The 18,088-nt window shown below is 39.9% G+C and carries 16 protein-coding genes; 7 read left to right on the forward strand and 9 right to left on the reverse strand.

The features are described 5' to 3' along the window. Positions 1 to 270: 270 nt before the first annotated feature. Positions 271 to 2,667 carry a CHASE2 domain-containing protein gene (locus AC5JMK_RS02750; protein ID WP_495909351.1) on the reverse strand — a complete coding sequence of 799 codons (2,397 nt, stop codon included), beginning with the start codon at positions 2,665 to 2,667 and terminating at the stop codon, positions 271 to 273. A gap of 768 nt (positions 2,668 to 3,435) precedes the next feature. On the opposite strand from AC5JMK_RS02750, the gene AC5JMK_RS02755 reads away from it, so the two are divergent. The 4 genes from AC5JMK_RS02755 (at position 3,436) to AC5JMK_RS02770 (ending at position 7,604) form a co-directional block, all read left to right on the forward strand. Continuing rightward, positions 3,436 to 3,960 (forward strand): LabA-like NYN domain-containing protein, encoded by a 525-nt coding sequence (locus AC5JMK_RS02755; protein ID WP_009454098.1) that lies wholly within the window; start codon positions 3,436 to 3,438, stop codon positions 3,958 to 3,960. Between the two features lie 90 nt (positions 3,961 to 4,050). Next, positions 4,051 to 5,646 (forward strand): 2-isopropylmalate synthase, encoded by a 1,596-nt coding sequence (locus AC5JMK_RS02760; RefSeq protein WP_495909352.1) that lies wholly within the window; start codon positions 4,051 to 4,053, stop codon positions 5,644 to 5,646. Between the two features lie 132 nt (positions 5,647 to 5,778). Further along, positions 5,779 to 6,666 carry a hopanoid biosynthesis-associated protein HpnK gene (gene hpnK, locus AC5JMK_RS02765; protein WP_495909353.1) on the forward strand — a complete coding sequence of 296 codons (888 nt, stop codon included), beginning with the start codon at positions 5,779 to 5,781 and terminating at the stop codon, positions 6,664 to 6,666. Positions 6,667 to 6,671: 5 nt separating this feature from the next. Then, positions 6,672 to 7,604: an NmrA family NAD(P)-binding protein gene (locus tag AC5JMK_RS02770; RefSeq protein WP_495909354.1), complete on the forward strand. Its 933-nt coding sequence runs from the start codon at positions 6,672 to 6,674 to the stop codon at positions 7,602 to 7,604. Positions 7,605 to 7,613: 9 nt separating this feature from the next. Here the strand turns inward: AC5JMK_RS02770 and holB are convergent, their stop codons facing one another. After that, complete coding sequence (holB, locus tag AC5JMK_RS02775; protein ID WP_495909355.1) at positions 7,614 to 8,552, reverse strand: DNA polymerase III subunit delta'; 939 nt, start codon at positions 8,550 to 8,552, stop codon at positions 7,614 to 7,616. Between the two features lie 20 nt (positions 8,553 to 8,572). On the opposite strand from holB, the gene AC5JMK_RS02780 reads away from it, so the two are divergent. Next, on the forward strand, positions 8,573 to 8,899 hold the full coding sequence (locus tag AC5JMK_RS02780) for a pentapeptide repeat-containing protein (RefSeq protein WP_495909356.1): 327 nt from the start codon (positions 8,573 to 8,575) through the stop codon (positions 8,897 to 8,899). Here the strand turns inward: AC5JMK_RS02780 and AC5JMK_RS02785 are convergent. From AC5JMK_RS02785 to AC5JMK_RS02795, 3 genes are all read right to left on the reverse strand, one after another. After that, positions 8,896 to 9,165: a ParE family toxin-like protein gene (locus AC5JMK_RS02785; RefSeq protein ID WP_096677877.1), complete on the reverse strand. Its 270-nt coding sequence runs from the start codon at positions 9,163 to 9,165 to the stop codon at positions 8,896 to 8,898. The two genes, AC5JMK_RS02780 and AC5JMK_RS02785, sit on opposite strands and share 4 nt — an antisense overlap. After that, positions 9,162 to 9,362, reverse strand: a complete 201-nt coding sequence (locus tag AC5JMK_RS02790) for a hypothetical protein (protein ID WP_096677878.1) — start codon at positions 9,360 to 9,362, stop codon at positions 9,162 to 9,164. Before AC5JMK_RS02790 ends, AC5JMK_RS02785 begins: the two co-directional genes overlap by 4 nt. Before the next feature lie 444 nt (positions 9,363 to 9,806). Further along, on the reverse strand, positions 9,807 to 9,974 hold the full coding sequence (locus AC5JMK_RS02795; RefSeq protein ID WP_495909357.1) for a hypothetical protein: 168 nt from the start codon (positions 9,972 to 9,974) through the stop codon (positions 9,807 to 9,809). Between AC5JMK_RS02795 and AC5JMK_RS02800 the strand changes: the two genes are divergently transcribed. Together AC5JMK_RS02800 and AC5JMK_RS02805 are read left to right on the forward strand one after the other, a co-directional pair. Next, the gene (locus AC5JMK_RS02800; protein ID WP_096677880.1) at positions 9,973 to 11,568 is read left to right on the forward strand and encodes a M48 family metallopeptidase; all 1,596 of its coding nucleotides are present in this window, start codon (positions 9,973 to 9,975) and stop codon (positions 11,566 to 11,568) included. The two genes, AC5JMK_RS02795 and AC5JMK_RS02800, sit on opposite strands and share 2 nt — an antisense overlap. A 61-nt stretch (positions 11,569 to 11,629) precedes the next feature. Continuing rightward, the gene (locus AC5JMK_RS02805) at positions 11,630 to 12,424 is read left to right on the forward strand and encodes a COP23 domain-containing protein (RefSeq protein ID WP_495909358.1); all 795 of its coding nucleotides are present in this window, start codon (positions 11,630 to 11,632) and stop codon (positions 12,422 to 12,424) included. A 92-nt stretch (positions 12,425 to 12,516) separates the two neighbouring features. Here the strand turns inward: AC5JMK_RS02805 and AC5JMK_RS02810 are convergent, their stop codons facing one another. The 4 genes from AC5JMK_RS02810 to psbC form a co-directional block, all read right to left on the reverse strand. Next, positions 12,517 to 13,560 (reverse strand): N-acetyltransferase DgcN family protein, encoded by a 1,044-nt coding sequence (locus tag AC5JMK_RS02810; RefSeq protein WP_096677882.1) that lies wholly within the window; start codon positions 13,558 to 13,560, stop codon positions 12,517 to 12,519. Continuing rightward, a complete protein-coding gene (locus tag AC5JMK_RS02815; protein WP_096677883.1) occupies positions 13,544 to 14,596 on the reverse strand; it encodes a dipeptide epimerase in 1,053 nt (350 codons plus the stop codon). Before AC5JMK_RS02815 ends, AC5JMK_RS02810 begins: the two co-directional genes overlap by 17 nt. 47 nt (positions 14,597 to 14,643) lie before the next feature. Further along, the gene (locus AC5JMK_RS02820; protein WP_495909359.1) at positions 14,644 to 16,209 is read right to left on the reverse strand and encodes a glycosyltransferase family 39 protein; all 1,566 of its coding nucleotides are present in this window, start codon (positions 16,207 to 16,209) and stop codon (positions 14,644 to 14,646) included. Between the two features lie 421 nt (positions 16,210 to 16,630). Further along, positions 16,631 to 18,016, reverse strand: a complete 1,386-nt coding sequence (gene psbC, locus AC5JMK_RS02825) for a photosystem II reaction center protein CP43 (protein ID WP_096677884.1) — start codon at positions 18,014 to 18,016, stop codon at positions 16,631 to 16,633. Between the last annotated feature and the right edge of the window lie 72 nt (positions 18,017 to 18,088).

The raw sequence follows: 18,088 nt of genomic DNA on the forward strand, positions 1-18,088 counted from the left end.
ACCACCCACTCCTGTTGAATCGACTGGAGTAAACCCAACCCCAGAACCACAACAAACACCACCCACTCCTGTTGAATCGACTGGAGTAACGCCAGGGCCTCCAACAAATCAGTAGGTCAAGGGTGATTTTATACAAGCAGTAGAAAAAATTAATGGGGTAAAGGGATTGTTCTTTGCTTTCCCCTTACCCCTTTACCTTTTCCCAACTTCTGCAAAAAGTCTATTTTAGATTTCAGAGTTTTCTTGAATCCAAAATCTAAATTCGCATAGTCAGCTTTTATCTGTTGTCCCTTCTTCTTCTCTTTTTTCTTGTACTAAAGTATCTTCCAGGGATTCGTCGAACCAAGGTGTAGTAAGAATGTCTGATTCTTTCAAAGAAAGGGAATTCAACAATGAGTTATCGTCGGGTAAAGTATATGTGTTTTCACTACTAATTAAGGCGTTGAGTGCTTGTATTGGTTCTGATGCAGACTGATAACGTTGTTGAAAGTCTTCCTGCACCATTTTAGAAATAATTTCAGCCAAGGCAGAACTAACATTTGCTTTGTGCATCCATTGCAACTCACCGTCAGCATCTTTTTGCAGTTCGTGAGGAGGAATACCGGTTAGCCCTTTAATTGCAATCATACCAATTGCATAAATGTCACTATTATATTGCGGACGCCCAAAACATTGTTCAGTAGGTGCATAACCCTTAGTACCAATACCAATTGTAAAAGCGGTTTGTTCTTGACTACCCAAAATTTGTGTGGTTACTTCTTTAACAGCACCAAAGTCAATCAGTATCAACTTGTTATCTGATTCTCGACGGATAATATTGCTGGGTTTGATATCTCTGTGAATCACACCATTTTGATGGACAAATATCAATATTTGCAATAATTCTCGCAAAATCTCGATCACTTCGGCTTCTGCAAGTTGTTTACCTGGTGGCATTTCTTGACTTAGAGCATGACCATCAATAAATTCTTGAATTAAATAAAATTCTTCTTCTTGTTCAAAATAAGCTAAAAGTTGGGGTATTTGGTTGTATGTCCCCAATTTTTGCAATGTTTGGGCTTCTGCATTAAATAGTCGTCTTGCAACTGCCAATTGTTCGGGTTTATGAGTAGCTGGTTTTAGTTGCTTGACAACACATAAAGGATGACCTGGAAGTTGGATATCTTCAGCTATATATGTTTCGCTGAATCCTCCTGCACCAAGTACTTTGACAATTTTATAACGTCCGCCCAAAATTTTTCCTGATAAGGCTATGTCTAGTTCTTGGAGTAGTCCTTGCAAATCATCTTGTTGGCTGATAATTTCTTGGACAACGGGAGAAGATTTGTATTTATTAAAAATAACTAATAATTGATGTTTTCGGAAAACTTCTTTCGCTGCTTCCGTTGCCAAATAAGATAATCCAATTGCAGCGATCGCAATCATTGGAATGGCAGCAGGGACAATTAACTGACCATAGATCAACAATACATAACTAATTCCCCCCCAGCTAATAGCCAGAATTACACTATAGATAAATTTTCTGACTACATGCTTTGTTTTAGCAATAACTACTGCACATATGCCCACTAAACTAAATACAAATAAACCACGCAAAGGTGAAGTTTTTATTGCTTGGGCAATGCTTTTTCCTTCCATCAAAGTTGCGATCGCATTGGCATGAATTTCTACTCCTGACATGGGTTCTGGATATAACCAACTAGAAGCCGCAGGTACTAAGTAATAATCTTTTGCCGCTTGGGATGTGACTCCAATCAGGACTATTTTGTCTTTGAATACTTTTCCTTGCTGTAAATAAGTATTCCAATTTTCCGGATCAATTACGTGCCAAAATGGATACGTCTCAAATGTACCCGCACTGCCATAAAAATATATGCGATCGCCTTTTGGTCGAGGATAATTAATTTGGGCTGCTCTTAAAACTGCTTCGTCAAAAGAGGGAATTTTATCTGTGGTAATAAAACCTTCTTGCGCCTCTAATAATTTAGGAAACTCGCTGGCTAAACGGTGTACTTTATCATCTACCTCTTTGGGAAAATTCACCGTTCCAATTGACACCGAACCTTTACGAAACATCTGATGAGGTTGGGTTAGTTGCCAAAAAACGCCTTGATGAGTTTCTGTATTTTCATAAATTGCGGCTAAGGATACTTTGCTTCCATAACGCTGCAAAACAGCCTGCAATTTGCGATCATTTTGATTATTGCTTGGTAAATCAAATAACAAATCTACCGCGACATGGCGCGCCCCTGCTTGCACTAGCTTTTCAATTACTTGGGCATATGCTACACGTCGATAGGGAAAAACTTGCAATGGTTCTAAGTAAGCATAGGTTTGCGGATCTGTTTTGTAATATTGTCCTGGAACTGATATAGATTGTTCGTCAATGGCCAAAATTACAATGTCTTCTGTTGGAACTACGGAGCCTCGGAGAATAAAAAAAACAGAATTTGCTTGATTTTCTAGTAATTCTACCCACCCAAAACTATAAGCACTCAGCAGTGCTGCTCCAAATACCCAACTACCAGCAAGTAAATTACCTAAACGCGCCATCAGCTTAGTTTGACGTACTGATGTTGCTAAAGTTGCTTTTGTTGATTTACTTGAGGTTTGATTGGCAGCTGAGACATCTTTTTTAGCTAATGTATATATAGGTTCTTCTGCCATATCCTCTTGCTCATTGATTTACTGTGATTTTATTTATTTACACACTCTTTTAGAACAATAAACTTAAAATCTGGCTTAAATGAAAATCTTATACATTTGTAAACTAACCTTTATTTCTTACCAAAGTTCCATTAGTAGTGAATACGAAATTATTTCACATATTAGCTAGACAATACCCGAATTTTGACTTAACTTAGCCTTTTAGAGTTATTTTTCCAACCAAACATGGGTCACAAAGAAATATTACTGCTATAGAGTAAGCGGCTATTCCTTCTAAAGGATACACTTTCACAGAAGTTGATCCCCAATCGACTGTATTAGCTGTGTGTAAGAGTGAAATCATTGCTCTAGCTAAAGAAGTATTCTCAGTTTAAAGGCTTTACTGAAAAGTAATCTCGTATTGTGTGCAGTCCTTGCTCTGTCCAAAGAAATATTCTCAACCTCAACCTTACACTCAGCCTAGAGTACACCATTTTAGGAGTAAACTTAATTGATATACAGTCGTTATAAGCTGTTACTTAAGTCAATTTTATTGGTAGATTTTGGCTATAGGGTGCAATTAACAGCGCCAAGTGTGAAAAATGTTAAGCACTTGGTTAACGTTAATAACTATGTTTCCGTCAATTTTATACTTTAAGAGGGGTTAAATATAACTTATATATGACATTATAATTTATAGATAATAGCAAATTTGTGATTTTATAATTGCTATAATCTATTGTTCAATCTAAATTCTACTTTATCTATCTTATTAGGTGTAACTTTATTATGGGTTCCTCTATGAATCGTCTGTCTATTTTTGTAGACGGAAATAATATGTTCTATGCTCAACAAAAAAATGGCTGGTTTTTTGATCCACGGCGAGTTTTAGAATACTTCAGACATGAGCAGCCAGACACAACTTTAATAAATGCATTCTGGTACACGGGCTTAAAAGATCAACAAGATCAGCGAGGTTTCAGAGATGCTCTAATTAGTCTAGGATATACAGTAAGAACTAAAGTTCTCAAAGAATATTATGATGATTCTTCTGGTCGTTATTCACAAAAAGCTAATTTAGATATAGAAATAGTTGTAGATATGTTTAACACAGTAGACCAATATGACCGAGTAGTTTTATTTAGTGGAGATGGAGATTTTGAAAGAGCAATTGAATTATTACGTTCCAAAAATACTCATATTACAGTTGTATCAACAGAGGGAATGATAGCCAGAGAATTACGTAATGCTACGGACAGATATATAGATTTAAATGATATTCGTGACCAAATAGAAAAAGTTGATGCATTGTAAGTTTGACATCTATTTACAAATTATAAAAGCAAAAAAATTAAGTTTTAATGTATTTTAAGCCACAAGTAAATTCTAAATAACTAGCAGCCAATGAAAAATCAACCAGAAAAAATTATTATTTTTGACACCACTCTTAGAGATGGCGAACAATGTCCGGGTGCAACTTTAAATATTGATGAAAAACTCACTATTGCCAAGCAACTAGCACGTCTAGGTGTGGATGTAATTGAAGCTGGTTTTGCCTTTGCAAGTCCTGGAGATTTTGAAGCAGTTAATAAAATAGCTCAAATTGTGGGGACAGAAAATGGGCCTGTAATTTGTAGTTTAGCAAGAGCAAAACAAGAGGATATTAAAGCAGCAGCCCAAGCTATCCAACCAGCTGCAAAAAAGAGAATTCATACTTTTTTAGCTACTTCTGATATTCATCTAAAATACAAGCTGAAAAAAACTAGGCAAGAGGTATTAGCGATCGCTGAAGAAATGGTTGCTTATGCGAAAAGCTTTACTGATGATATAGAATTTTCTCCTGAAGATGCAGGACGTTCCGATCCAGAATTTCTCTATGAAGTTTTAGAAAGAGCGATCGCATCTGGTGCAACAACAGTTAATATTCCCGATACCGTAGGTTACACAACTCCAAGCGAATTTGGAGCATTAATTAAAGGAATTAAAGAAAACGTTCCTAATATTGCTCAAGCAATTATTTCTGTTCACGGACATGATGATTTAGGTTTAGCTGTAGCCAACTTCTTAGAAGCAGTAAAAAATGGTGCTAGACAGTTAGAATGCACCATTAATGGTATTGGAGAAAGAGCCGGAAACGCATCACTAGAAGAATTAGTAATGGCGTTACATGTGCGGCGACAATATTTTAATTCCTTCTTAGGACGTCCATTAGAATCTGAAGAACCGCTAACAAGTATCGACACCAAGCAGATTTATAGAACCTCGCGCATGGTTTCTAATTTAACAGGATTGCTGGTGCAGCCAAACAAAGCAATTGTTGGTGCAAATGCTTTCGCTCACGAGTCGGGAATTCACCAAGATGGTGTGCTTAAAAACAAGCTCACCTATGAAATTATGGACGCCCAATTAATTGGTTTGACAGAAAATCAAATCGTCTTGGGTAAACATTCTGGCAGAAATGCTTTCCGCACACGTCTGCGAGAATTAGGTTATGAACCAACAGAAACAGAATTAAATAAAGCATTCGTTAGATTCAAAGAAGTAGCAGATAAAAAGAAAGAAATAACAGATTGGGATTTAGAAGCTATTGTTAATGATGAAATTCAACAAGCTCCAGATCTGTTTAAGTTAGACTTAGTACAAGTTTCCTGTGGTAGCAACGCTAAACCCACGGCCACAGTCACCCTACGTAACCCAGAAGGTGAAGAATTAATTGATGCTGCGATTGGTACAGGCCCTGTGGATGCGGTTTATAAAGCTATTAACCGTGTTGTTAATGTACCTAACCAATTAATAGAGTTTTCTGTACAGTCAGTCACTGCTGGAATAGACGCTATCGGAGAAGTAACTATTCGTCTGCAATATGAAGATAGAGTTTTCTCAGGACATGCGGCAAATACGGATATTATTGTGGCATCGGCGCAGGCGTATGTTAATGCCTTAAATAGACTATATGCTTGGCTGCAAAATCAATCCAAGCAAGAAGAAGTTACTGCTTAAAAATATTGAGTTTGTAGTGAGGACTTTAGTCCTCAAATATCTAAGCACTTAAGCACGCTTGGTGCTTACTACAAACCTATCAAAATGTATGCAATGAGCCACTACTTATAGTTAATAACAACAAAAGAATATATGCAGAAGAGATTCGCCATTATCAATGGTGATGATTTTGGTTTTTCTAGTGGTGTGAATCAAGCAATTATCAAGGCTCATGAAGAAGGTGTACTAACTAGTACCAGCCTGATGGTAACTGCTGATGCTACCAAGGAAGCTGTTTCCTTGGCACGCACACACCCTAACTTGTCAGTTGGTTTACATCTAGTGTTGGTATGTGGACGATCCGCCTTACCACCAGAGCAAATTCCCCATTTGGTTGACGAACAAGGTAATTTTTCCAACAGTTCGTTGATGGCTGGTTTGCGCTATCAATTTGTCAAAGAAACTCGTGAGGAACTGCGACAAGAAATTCGTTCCCAACTGGAAAAATTCCACTCTACTGGTTTACCTCTTTCCCATGTGGACGGGCATTTACATATGCATATGCATCCAGTGATACTCCGTATTTTAGTTGACCTGGCAGCAGAGTTTGACATCAAAGCCATTCGTTTACCATCTGAAGAACTGGGACTTAATATCAGACTAGAATCTAGTAATTTGCTGACTAAGCTAGTTTGGTCAGGAGTATTTGGTAGACTGCGCCGCTACGGTGAAAATTTGTTGAAGTCTCAAGATATTAACTTCACAGACCGAGTTTACGGATTGCTGCAAACTGGTAGCATCACAGAGAAATATTTGCTTAACCTAATACCTCAAATTCGGTCAGATTTAGTAGAAATTTATTGTCATCCAGCGATCGCAATGAATGGCGAACCTGTGAATGGCCCACCAACAACAGGGGAAGCAGAACTTGCTGCCCTTTTAAGTAGGCAAGTGCGTGAAGTGCTTGCTAGTAATGGCTTTGAGCTTACAAACTATTCTTTACTTAAGGCTAAAAGTAAAAATCAGCGTAGGTTGGGGTGAAAATTATGGCTTTAGATAATGGTCAAATCGAACAGCAAGCAGATCTCGGCAAAGTGTTACTTATTGGAGTTACTGGTGGTACAGGCAAAAATGCAGTTAAGGGATTTCTTGAACAAGGAGTCAGAAATTTGCGTGCTATCACCAGGAAAATTGATCTTAATCGCTCCTCCCTATTAAAAATGAGCAATGCAGGAGTTGAGCTTGTAGAGGCAAATTTAGATGACAAGGACTCTCTTTCACCAGCCTTTGCAGATATTTCGGCTATTTACTGCCATGCTACCACTGCTGATGCCGCTAAACCTGACCCACGAGAAGTAGAAAGAGCAAAGCGAGTTGCTCAAGCTGCCAAACAAGCTGATATTAAACACTTGGTATATAATTCCGCAGGAGGAGCAGACAGAAAATCTGGAATTAGTCACATAGAGCAAAAGTATAAAGTAGAACTGGTTTTTCAAGAGGCAGGCTTACCAACAACTATGTTACGAGCCTGCTTGTTTATGGAGGAGTTTTGGAAGCAGTACACACGACCGTCTATTCTCAAGGGAGTCTTTCCTTTTTCCATTCAACCGTACAAACCCATACATTTGATCACAACTAAGGATATGGGTCGAGTCGCAGCTTATGTGATCAAAAATTCTTCTCAGTACATAGGTCAAGAGATAGAACTTGCTGGTGATGTGCTGACTCCCAAGCAGATGGCGGCAGAATTCTCCAAAGTGCAGGGAATGACTGTTGTTCATAAAGAAGTTGCACCGTGGATTTTCTTACTTCTCTTCCGCAAAGACCTATTTGATTTAATTCAATGGTATCGTCACAAAGGTTATCAAGCTGATGTTCAGTACTTGCGAGCAGAGTTTCCCGGACTTTTAACCACATTTAGCGAATTCTTAGAAGAAACAAACTGGGCAGATCCACAACTTACTTACGAAAATTTGTAAGTATCTAAACTATTGACACATTTTAATAAATGTGCATTCCCACACTAGGCGCGGCTGGGCATAACAAAGTAAGGATTTACGAGTTTGTTCTAATAGTTTGATCATCTGGGGTTGATGCCACTGGAGCCAGTAAGATTGTTGGAGATAATTAACTAGCCACAGTTGAGCTTCTGTATCTAGAGCTTTATCAATATTTCTACCTAAATCTAAGGCTTGGCGATAGTTCTGTGGTTTTTTGCTGACAGCTTCAAGTAGTTCTGAAGGAATAGCTTGTAGTTGTTGATAAGCAGCGATCGCTTCCCCAGGGCTACCACCAGCAATACTCAAAACCGCAGGATGTTGGAGAATTTCTTGATGACCCGTGCGTGTTAATATCTCAGCCATTGTCGCTTTATCTAAGCGATAAAAGGGAATACGCTGGCAGCGTGACACCAATGTTGGTAAGATTGACTCTGGCGAAGGAGCAATTAAAATCAGTGTTGCCCGTCCTGGTTCTTCTAAAGTTTTAAGTAGGGCGTTAGCGGCTGCTTCTGCCATTGTTTCCGCCTGTTCCACCACGACTACATGTCTTGGTGCTTCCAAAGGTGGGCGAGAGAGAAATTCAGTAATCTCACGAATTTGTTCTAAACGAATTACTGGTGGTGCTTTGCGCTTGAGTCCTTTTTCTGCTGCTTCTGCGGCTGTCAAACGTTTTCCTTGATACTGGTAGGTTGGCTGTACCCATAACACATCAGGATGATTTGCTTTTTGCAATTTAGTACGAATGACACCAGTATTCTCGGATTGAGCATTGGTAAATAAAAACTCCATAAAACAGCGTGCTGCTAAACTCCGTCCCACACCATCCGGCCCAGCAAACAAATAAGCTGGGGCAACTCGATTATTTATTACAGCTTGTGTTAGTAATTCTACTGCTTGTGCTTGTCCAATGAGTGAAGAAAAAGTCATCCGATTTTGGATTTTAGATTTTGGATTTTGGAGCCACTGCGAAATATTTGGTTCGAGGTGGAACAAGACTTAAAAGAATTACTCTGCGGGGATTTGATCTGGCAGGGATAGATTTACAGGGAACCTTTTTGGCTAGTGCTGATTTACAAGAGTGCAATTTGCATTTAGCAGGGGCAAATTTAATCGTAAGTCACTACTTGGGATTCTGCACTATTACTAACCGACCAACTATCAACGAATGCCAAAGCCTGCAACCGAAGCAGCCCAACGGGAAAACGCATCGGCGGCTAGCAACCTCGAACTTAGCACCACCGGCTTTCAACAGTCCGCTGCATTTGAATTGTTAGCTAGTGTTAACTACCCGCAATAATCGGTCATACTCGGCATGGGTTCCAATCCAAAACCAGGCAATATCATCATTTTCTTCTACCGCTAAGGCGCGATAGTGGATTCCAATCCGTACTGACCAAAACGAACCTACCTTTTTGAAGTGTAGCGACGGATACCGAGAATCTTGTTTAAGTAATTCATAGCACCGATCAGCCAGTTGTTGAATCTCGTTGGGTAACTGTCGATAGTGATACCAAAAATCAGGGGTTGCACGATATTTCACAAGTCGGTACAACGCCCTTCACGTAAATGTTGCAGTGCTCGTTTAGCTAGATCATCAAGCCGACCTGCTGCGACATCTTCCTCAAACTGCCGATCCCATATTTCTGCATCGAATTCTGCAAACCAGACTCGAAAAGCGGCAAGCTCTTCCGCTGATAGTTGACTGACAGCATGTTCGATTTCTTGCAAATTACTCATAAGCTTGAAGGAAGTTTACAGATGGCTTATCCTTTCTATAATAATACTCACGAGCTAAACCCAACTAGAATTCAACCTCACCTTAACTAATGTTCACTATCGGTTTATGGTAATCTACTGGCTCAAAAGTCCGAAATCTCTAATTATGATGAAATATCCTCAACCTCTGCTGTTCCAGGGATGGCGGTCTAACGGCAAGTTCAGTGGTGGCCGGAGCCTAGCAGATTTTTGTGCCATAGAATGAGCGAAGCGAGTAGCACAAAAATCTGCGGAGTGTAGGACATCCACTGCAACGCCTTGTTAGCATACTTACTTTGCGTACGTTACAGCAGTTTTCACCTAAATGAACCATACCGTTTGTAAGGGTGCAAAGCATCGCACCCCTAAGACTGTGGTCTATTTACCTGAAAATGGCTGTAAGCATCCATGTAGGAATAAGTATTATTAAGGTATAGTGTGCGATCGCTTCTGTACAAGAAAAAAACAGATACTCAAAATTCCCAAAAAACTATTTTTCTGAGGAGATTTTCTGAAGCGATCGCTGTAGGCGATTTTTGGTAACTCCTCATACATTAAAAAGAAGAGTCTGTTTGCATAGGTAGATTTGATCATGAAACGACGTTGGAAGTCATTATTCTTGGCTGCTACTTGGGTAATGCTAGCTATTGGAACATCTATTTTCATTATCCTGACACAACCTTTAGCACCAACTTCTGCTAAAGAGCCTAATGTTGTGATTGAAACTCCCAAACCCGCACCGACACCAGAAGCAAGCAATGATAAAAAGCCAGATTCAACAGTAGCAGAACCAGCACCCAGTCCAGAAGAAATTGCTCGTCGGCAAAAATTGATCGAAGCAGACAAGCTATATTTAGCAGGAGATTACACAGCTGCACAAAAAATATATCGCGAGGTGAAAAAACCATTCGCTGATATATCTAACGCACCACAAATCAAACCAGCGATCGCTGATGTTAATCAATTATCCCCAGGAGGTAAAGTTTACTGGCGAGAAGCACAAGCTGGGATTACAAGTCAGCTATCAACGAGAATTTTTGTCCCACTAGAACTTTTAGTCAAGCAGAATCCAGAATTTATTCCTGGTCATATTACGTATGCGGAACAACTGCAAAATTCTGGTGAGAAGAAAAAAGCGTTAGAGGTTTTAGAACGAGCTGCTACACTTTATCCAAATCAAGGAGATTTAATTAAAGCTAAAGTCACAACCCTAGCAAGTAACAAAAAATGGATGGAAGCGTCTTTAGCAGCACGACAATTTGCAATTCTCAATCCCAATGACGCCCAAGCAGGTGAATTTAATAAACTAGCAGAAGAAAATCTCAAACGTTATAAATCTCATATTCGATCAGAGATTAGAGGTAATACGATCGCTAATATTATCACAGGTGCTTTAGGATATGCCCTCACTGGTAGCCTTGTCGGGCCATTTTCCGCTTTAAACTCTACTGTATTATTACTACAGGGTGAAAAATCTGTGGGTGAGTCGGTAGCAAAACAAGCAAAAAAACAACTACCTTTAGTTAAAGATCCGCAACTTGTAGCATATGTTAATTCTGTCGGGCAAAAATTAGCAAAAGTCGGCGGACGTGATGAGTTTAAGTACGAGTTTTTTGTGATTCCCGAAGAATCTCTAAATGCTTTTGCATTACCTGGAGGTAAAGTTTTCGTTCATGCTGGTGCGATCGCCAAAACTAATTCCGAAGCAGAATTAGCTGGGTTACTTGGCCATGAATTATCTCATGTCCTGCTTTCTCACGGCTTTCAACTAGTTACTCAAGGTAACTTAATTGGCAACCTAACTCAATATATTCCCTTTGGTGGTATAGTCGGTCAATTATTTGCACTCACCTACAGTCGTGACATGGAACGTCAAGCAGATACCTTGGGTACACGTCTGATTGTTAGTAATGGTTACGCGGCTGATGGTGTGTATAACTTGATGCTCACACTCAAAGAACAACAAAAAGATTCTCCTCCTAGTTGGTTATCATCTCACCCAGGCAGCAAAGAGCGAGTGGCATACCTGGAAAAATTGATTACAGACAACAATTACAACCGCTATGCTTACGAAGGTGTAGCCCAACACCTCGAAATGCAAGCCAAAGCCAAACAAATTCTCAAAGAAGAAAAAGAACGTAAAGAAACAGAAGAAAAAAAAGACAGGCGATCGCTGAATCAAAACTAAAATTTTTTCGTCATTGAATTTAACAACTCCCAAATTTTGATATCACTGTAAATCTATGTTTATGTCTTCACGAATCTTTAAATTACTTCTATCCAGTGGTTTAGGTTTAACTGTATTTGTAGGTAATGCGATCGCCTCAGCACAAACTGGTGATGTAGTAGTGCCAACACAACCAGCAAACGGCACTTCAACTACAACTAGTTCTTCAAACACCTCAACTACATACAGTACAAATGCCCGGTTTAGCTGTCAAAACTATAACGGACAGTACACTGTAATGTATCAACCAGAAAGCCAAGCAGGGCAATTCTTTGCTTGGGCAACTCCCCAAAAATTGGGCGGTGGTTGGGATGAATACAAACGCTGCGCCACTATCGCCGAACGTTTGGAAAGTTACCGTCCAGACGGATTAACAGAACTCCGCACCTCCACTCAGAATGGATACAATGTTTTGTGCGTGACTAGCGAATCTAACCCAGCTTGCCGAATTGTATTGACAGTACCCCCCGGATACGATGCCTATAATGTACGCAACAGCGTCTTCCAAAACCTGATTTCTGCTGATAATGGGCAACAAACCATAGCCGTCAATACTTATAGCAGCCGTAGTAGCGGTGGTAGCCAAGTTGAACAAATATATAACGAGGCTAGAACTATTTTCGGTGGTGGCAATAATAACACCAATAACAGCCGTACATCCAAAGAACCAGTCAACCTCAAACCTTTCTTAGATCAAAAAGATGGTGGGACTGGTAGCCAACTCAAAAAAGGCGTAGCAATTAGAACCCAAACTCAGACTCAAACTCAAACTCGGACTCAGTCTGGTAATCGTCTCAATCCCAGAAATTTCAAATAGGGGATCAGGGATTGGGAATCGCGGACAAGGGGGACAAGGGAGAATTATTTAACAAGTCTCTTCCCGATCCCTGATCCCCGATCCCCGACCCCTCACCAGACCTGCATAACCGCATCTAACAATTTGTCAGCACCAAAACGAATCGGGTCTGTACAAGCTAATCCAGTTTCTGCTTCTGCTTGGGCGATCGCTGTTTTTGCTTCTGCTTCGTTTAAGTGACGAGTATTTAAAGCAATAGCTGCAACTGGTACTTTTGAGAAAGCACCACCTGCACTAGCAACTATTTCATACAGTTTGACTACATTTATTAAAGGTGGAATTGGCACACCATCGGCAACTTCTTTTTGTCCTGCGCGATGGACTAAGATCATCTGGGTTGGTTGAGAACCGCGTATCAAGGGTAATGTGGCTGTGGAACTGGGATGTAGTAGAGAACCTTGTCCCTCAATATACAAAATGTCATAGTTTTTACCATGCCGCATAACCATTTGTTCGACTGCCCCAGCAGCAAAGTCCACGCGTACGGCATCTAATGCTATACCATCTCCTTCTAGCATCAAACCAGTTTGCCCTGTGGGCAAAAACTTAGAACGCCAGCCTCGCAATTTTGATGCCCAGTGTAATTCTAGACTAGTTGACATTTTGCCAACTGCCATATCGGTTCCCACTGTCAACACCCGCCGACAAGGAAGAGTACGGGCAACAGCACTAGCCACACCCAAGTTTGGTGGTTCTTTGCGTACATCCCAAATCATTTGTCCTGGCTTCAGGAGTGCTTTTAAATCTGGTATGGTTGATAGTGGTGCGTGCAAACCGTTTACCAGCGACATTCCAGCAGCCAAGGCATCTTTGACATCATGCCAGTAACTATCTGGTAAAACGCCACCTAGAGGTGCAATGCCTATCACTAAAACTTGTGGTTTATACTCAAGTGCTGCTGCTAGTGATGCAACAATTGGTACTTCACGGCGAATACCAGTTAACTCTGGGAAAGATTCTCCTGGAGATTCGCGATCAATAACTACTACAATCGGGGCTTCACTATAGCGTAAAAGTGATAACCCTGTTTTACCACGAGTTCCCTTGATTCCCTCATGTAATAAGATAGCTATTCGTTGATTAAGCGGCAGACGCACTGCGTTGTACCCCCAAGCCTGGTAAGTCGTTTGGTATAATTTTTCCTGCTTGCACAAATGCCCCTGTAAAGGGGTCATCAATTAAATTCAGATGACTATCTAAATCTAAATAGTCAGCTAATGGTGCTAGTTGTGCGGCGGCTGTGTTGAGAAGCGCACTGTCAGAATAGCAACCGAACATTACTTGTAACCCGTTGGCGCGGGCTATACTTACCATCCGCATCGCCTCACTTAACCCTCCCGATTTCATCAGTTTGATATTTATCCCATCGACAATCTTAGCCAATTGCGGGATATCAGTACTGGTGAAACAACTTTCATCAACAAAAATAGGTAAAGGCGATCGCATTTTCAATTCAGCTAAACTTTTCTCCTGACCTTTTGCCACTGGCTGTTCTACATACTTTACACCCAAGTCTGCCAACCAACTACACATATAGTTTGCATCTTCTAAATTCCAACCACCGTTAGCATCAACATATAATTCTTGTGTTGGTGCTTCTTCTCGTATGGCCATGAACATTTTTTGATCTGCGTCAATACCTTCTGGACTACCCAACTTGATCTTGAAAACCCGAACATCAAGGAATTCTAACCAATCCCGTACCCTGGCTTTAGCGCCTGCTGGTGAATTAATTCCAATAGTTACCGAAGTTGGTGCGATCGCGTTTCTGTCAAGTCCCCATATTTGCCACAGTGGTAAGCCGACGCGCTTTCCCAACCAGTCGTGCATCGCCACATCTAGCGCCGCTCTAGCTGCTGAAGGGACTTTAGCTGTTGTGAAAATCTGTTCAACTTGCTGTCTCTGTAAAGGGCTATATGCTTGCAAAGCAGGAGCAAGCTGCTGCAAAGTATCTTTAATAATCTCCGTTGATTGCGGATAAGTGCCTACACTAAATGGTGAAGCTTCTCCCCAACCCTCAATGTCATCATCGGAAATCTTAACCCAGACATTGGTCGTCTGTGCCGTTGTACCACGACTGATAGTCAAGGGAAACCGCTTGTTAACCGTAAAGATTTCAACCTCTATTTTCATAATTAAAATTTCAATTTAATTGTGAACTCCAAATATATCTATCTGAATCATTTAGATAATTTCCATAATGAAGAATATTTACTTTGATAAATCATCTTAGTATTAAATCGATATTTTTTTGCGATCTCTTGGCGTAATTTATCAGAATAATTTAGTAAAAATACATTGTTTAACTTTTTGGATATTTTCGGAATATTACTTTCTCGGAATAATAAAAATCTAACTTTTGGATCAATAAGATAACTCAGAGCAAATATATTCTCATAACTATTGTCTTGATAATTTATAATTAGTATTGAACGATAATTTCGATTCACAATCTTAGCTATATTTATATAATCGTTGTTACTAAATTTAATCCACGAAGTATTACTCTGAGAATATAAAATATCCGAAAATAGTGCAAATATTATTAACATTACTAATATGAATTGCCAAGTTTTCTGTCGTAAAATTCTGCCATTGTATAGCTGTGTTGCTAGTAAATAAGCAACAGCTATTTGTATAGCTAAATAATATGGTGTCAAGTATAGCTGTAAACCTAAAATTAACAGAGGTATTGTCCCTATTGTCATTAAGCTGGTCACAAATAACCAAGTTTTTTGATAGTTTGTACGCCAAAGCCAATAAATTGCATATCCAACTAAAGAAAAAATTAATAGTGTGAATATTATTAAATATAAAGGATTAGCATCATTAAAATTTAAATCAACAAAAATCCGATTTGTCTGTGTTAAGCAATCTATAATTAGATTAAGTAAAGAGAAATTTTGATTTATGGCATTATGATATCCATTAAATCTAAACTGGTTATAAAATATAACCAATATCCAAGGCATAAAAATTAAACTTCCTATCAAGGTAGAACCTAAAAAAAACTGTACTGTCTTGTTGGCATGGAATTTTGCAGTTGCAATTACATAAAAAATATGAGCAACAACTAAGAATATACTTAATGATAATGTATACAAACTCAATGATAAAGTGAATGTATAAAATCCCCAATTAAAGATACGCTTTTCATCTGTTTGCTGTATTGATTCTAAGCGCAAAGCTCTTAGCAAAGCAGCGCTAGATAATAATATAGTGACTTGCCAAAGAATATATTCCTGTGCTTCTTGGGCGTAGAGAATTTGCATAGGAGAGATAGACAGAAGTGCGATCGCTATGCCGGGTAATGATAAAGGTACATTAAATAATTCACGACATAACCAATAAATACAGGGAAAAACAAACAAGCTAATCACAGCAGAGAAAGTTCTAATTGCTGTGATTGAGTCACCAAAAATTTGTGACCAAAATCGTGCTAATAGGTAATAGAATGGAGAATTTAACGGGCTATCGATTGCCAATGATTTAATAGTGTCTCCAAAATTTTTCTCAGGATTGAGACGTTGAAATTTGTCAAAAGCTTGTTTAGTAATTAGCCGATTATTAAAAAGTTGTTGTTTTACTTCATTATTTGTATAACCAGAAATTCGTAATAAAGTATTAGTCTCACCTGGTGAATAAACTTTGCCATCAAGATTTACGAAACGAAAAAATATACCAAATACCACAAGTACAACAATAAAAAACTGCAACCATCTGGGAGCAAGTACAAGACGCCGCATAATCATATTTTTATACTAGCTGTGAGTCGAGTTTACTAGAGCTAAATAAGATAATTAATAATTGGATAAAAATTATAATATTTTGTTATTAATTTATCCTCAAATTGCTTGAATTTTTTATTGTTTCTGATTGAAAATATAGCGCTTCTCGGTTGTGTGCAATACGCTGCGCCCAGACGTTACATGTAACGTCTCTACATTGTTCATGGCGGTGTATTTGATTCAAATGAGAACCGCTATAGTCTAAATGCCACTTTTACTTGTGAAGATATCTTTTTTGTTAATTTAACGTGTTTTTTATTCTCTATTGATGAATTTACCTGAATGAGGATGAGAGTTCAAAAGCATAATTTATGAAAAAGCTCCTGTTTTTACACAGGAGCCTTTTAACTATTGATTGTCAGTGATGAAACTTTAAAACCTAGTCAAGCTCGTTCATGAACAATACTGGTTCAGTATCACGGTCAATACCTTTCTCGAAACCACCAGCAGCAGCACGAGCACGACCAGCGTGCCACAAGTGACCTACTAGGAAGAAGAAAGCTAATACGAAGTGAGAAGTAGACAACCAAGCGCGGGGGTTGACGTAGTTGAAGGAGTTAGGCTCGGTAATAACTCCACCCACAGAGTTGATAGAACCGTTGGGAGCGTGGGTCATATACTCAGATGCACGACGAATCTGCCAAGGCTGTACGTCGTTCTTGATCTTGTCGAGATCCAAACCGTTAGGGCCACGTAGAGGCTCTAACCAAGGGCCACGGAAATCCCAGAAGCGCATGGTTTCACCACCGAAGATGATTTCACCAGAAGGAGAGCGCATCAGGTATTTACCTAGACCGGTAGGACCTTGAGCGGATGCAACGTTAGCACCGAGTTTTTGGTCACGAACCAAAAAGATGAAAGACTGAGCTTGAGATGCTTCAGCGTTGGTTGGACCGTAGAACTCGCTAGGATAAGCAGTGTTGTTGAACCAAACGTAGCAAGAAGCGATGAAGCCCATGAGGGACAAAGCGCCCAAGCTATAGGAAAGATAAGCCTCACCAGACCAGATGAAAGCGCGACGCGCCCAACCAAAAGGCTTGGTGAAGATATGCCAGATACCACCAGCAATACAAATCAAACCGATCCAAATATGACCACCGATGATGTCTTCCATGTTGTCAACACCAACGATCCAGCCTTCGCCACCGAAAGGAGAACGAGCTAAATAGCCGAAGATCACAGCTGGGTTCAATGTTGGATTGGTGATTATACGAACATCACCACCACCAGGCGCCCAAGTATCATAGACACCACCGAAAAACATTGCTTTCAGCACCAACAACAAGGCGCCACATCCCAAAAGAATTAAGTGGAAGCCGATGATGTTGGTCATCTTGTTCTTGTCTTTCCAGTCGTAGCCAAAGAAAGAGGAGTACTCTTCTAAGACTTCTGGACCACGAATTGCGTGATAGATTCCACCAAAACCTAGAACGGCAGAGGAGATCAAGTGCAGTACACCGACCACAAAATAAGGATAGGTGTCTATAATTTCACCACCAGCACCGACTCCCCATCCGAGAGTTGCCAAGTGAGGTAGTAGGATAAAACCTTGTTCGTACAAAGGCTTTTCGGGAACAAAGTGAGCGACCTCAAATAAGGTCATTGCACCAGCCCAGAAGACGATCAAACCGGCGTGGGCAACGTGTGCGCCCAGTAATTTACCGGAGAGGTTAATGAGACGGGCGTTACCAGCCCACCAGGCAAATCCGGTGGTGTCTTGGTCACGTCCACCTCCCAAAACGCTAGGTCTAGAGAGCGTTACCACGAGGTAATACCTCCTCAGGGAATACAAATTTCTCGTGTGGCTGATCTTGAGGAGCCATCCAAGCGCGGATAC

This window comes from Pelatocladus sp. (genome assembly GCF_059505505.1).

What these genes read in the sequence shown, in the direction of transcription:
- AC5JMK_RS02750 (WP_495909351.1), bottom strand. Translation starts at nt 2,667, where the DNA reads ATGGCAGAAGAACCTATATATACATTAGCTAAAAAAGATGTCTCAGCT.
- AC5JMK_RS02755 (WP_009454098.1), top strand. Translation starts at nt 3,436, where the DNA reads ATGGGTTCCTCTATGAATCGTCTGTCTATTTTTGTAGACGGAAATAAT.
- AC5JMK_RS02760 (WP_495909352.1), top strand. Translation starts at nt 4,051, where the DNA reads ATGAAAAATCAACCAGAAAAAATTATTATTTTTGACACCACTCTTAGA.
- hpnK (WP_495909353.1), top strand. Translation starts at nt 5,779, where the DNA reads ATGCAGAAGAGATTCGCCATTATCAATGGTGATGATTTTGGTTTTTCT.
- AC5JMK_RS02770 (WP_495909354.1), top strand. Translation starts at nt 6,672, where the DNA reads ATGGCTTTAGATAATGGTCAAATCGAACAGCAAGCAGATCTCGGCAAA.
- holB (WP_495909355.1), bottom strand. Translation starts at nt 8,552, where the DNA reads ATGACTTTTTCTTCACTCATTGGACAAGCACAAGCAGTAGAATTACTA.
- AC5JMK_RS02790 (WP_096677878.1), bottom strand. Translation starts at nt 9,362, where the DNA reads ATGAGTAATTTGCAAGAAATCGAACATGCTGTCAGTCAACTATCAGCG.
- AC5JMK_RS02800 (WP_096677880.1), top strand. Translation starts at nt 9,973, where the DNA reads ATGAAACGACGTTGGAAGTCATTATTCTTGGCTGCTACTTGGGTAATG.
- AC5JMK_RS02795 (WP_495909357.1), bottom strand. Translation starts at nt 9,974, where the DNA reads ATGATCAAATCTACCTATGCAAACAGACTCTTCTTTTTAATGTATGAG.
- AC5JMK_RS02805 (WP_495909358.1), top strand. Translation starts at nt 11,630, where the DNA reads ATGTCTTCACGAATCTTTAAATTACTTCTATCCAGTGGTTTAGGTTTA.
- AC5JMK_RS02815 (WP_096677883.1), bottom strand. Translation starts at nt 14,596, where the DNA reads ATGAAAATAGAGGTTGAAATCTTTACGGTTAACAAGCGGTTTCCCTTG.
- AC5JMK_RS02820 (WP_495909359.1), bottom strand. Translation starts at nt 16,209, where the DNA reads ATGCGGCGTCTTGTACTTGCTCCCAGATGGTTGCAGTTTTTTATTGTT.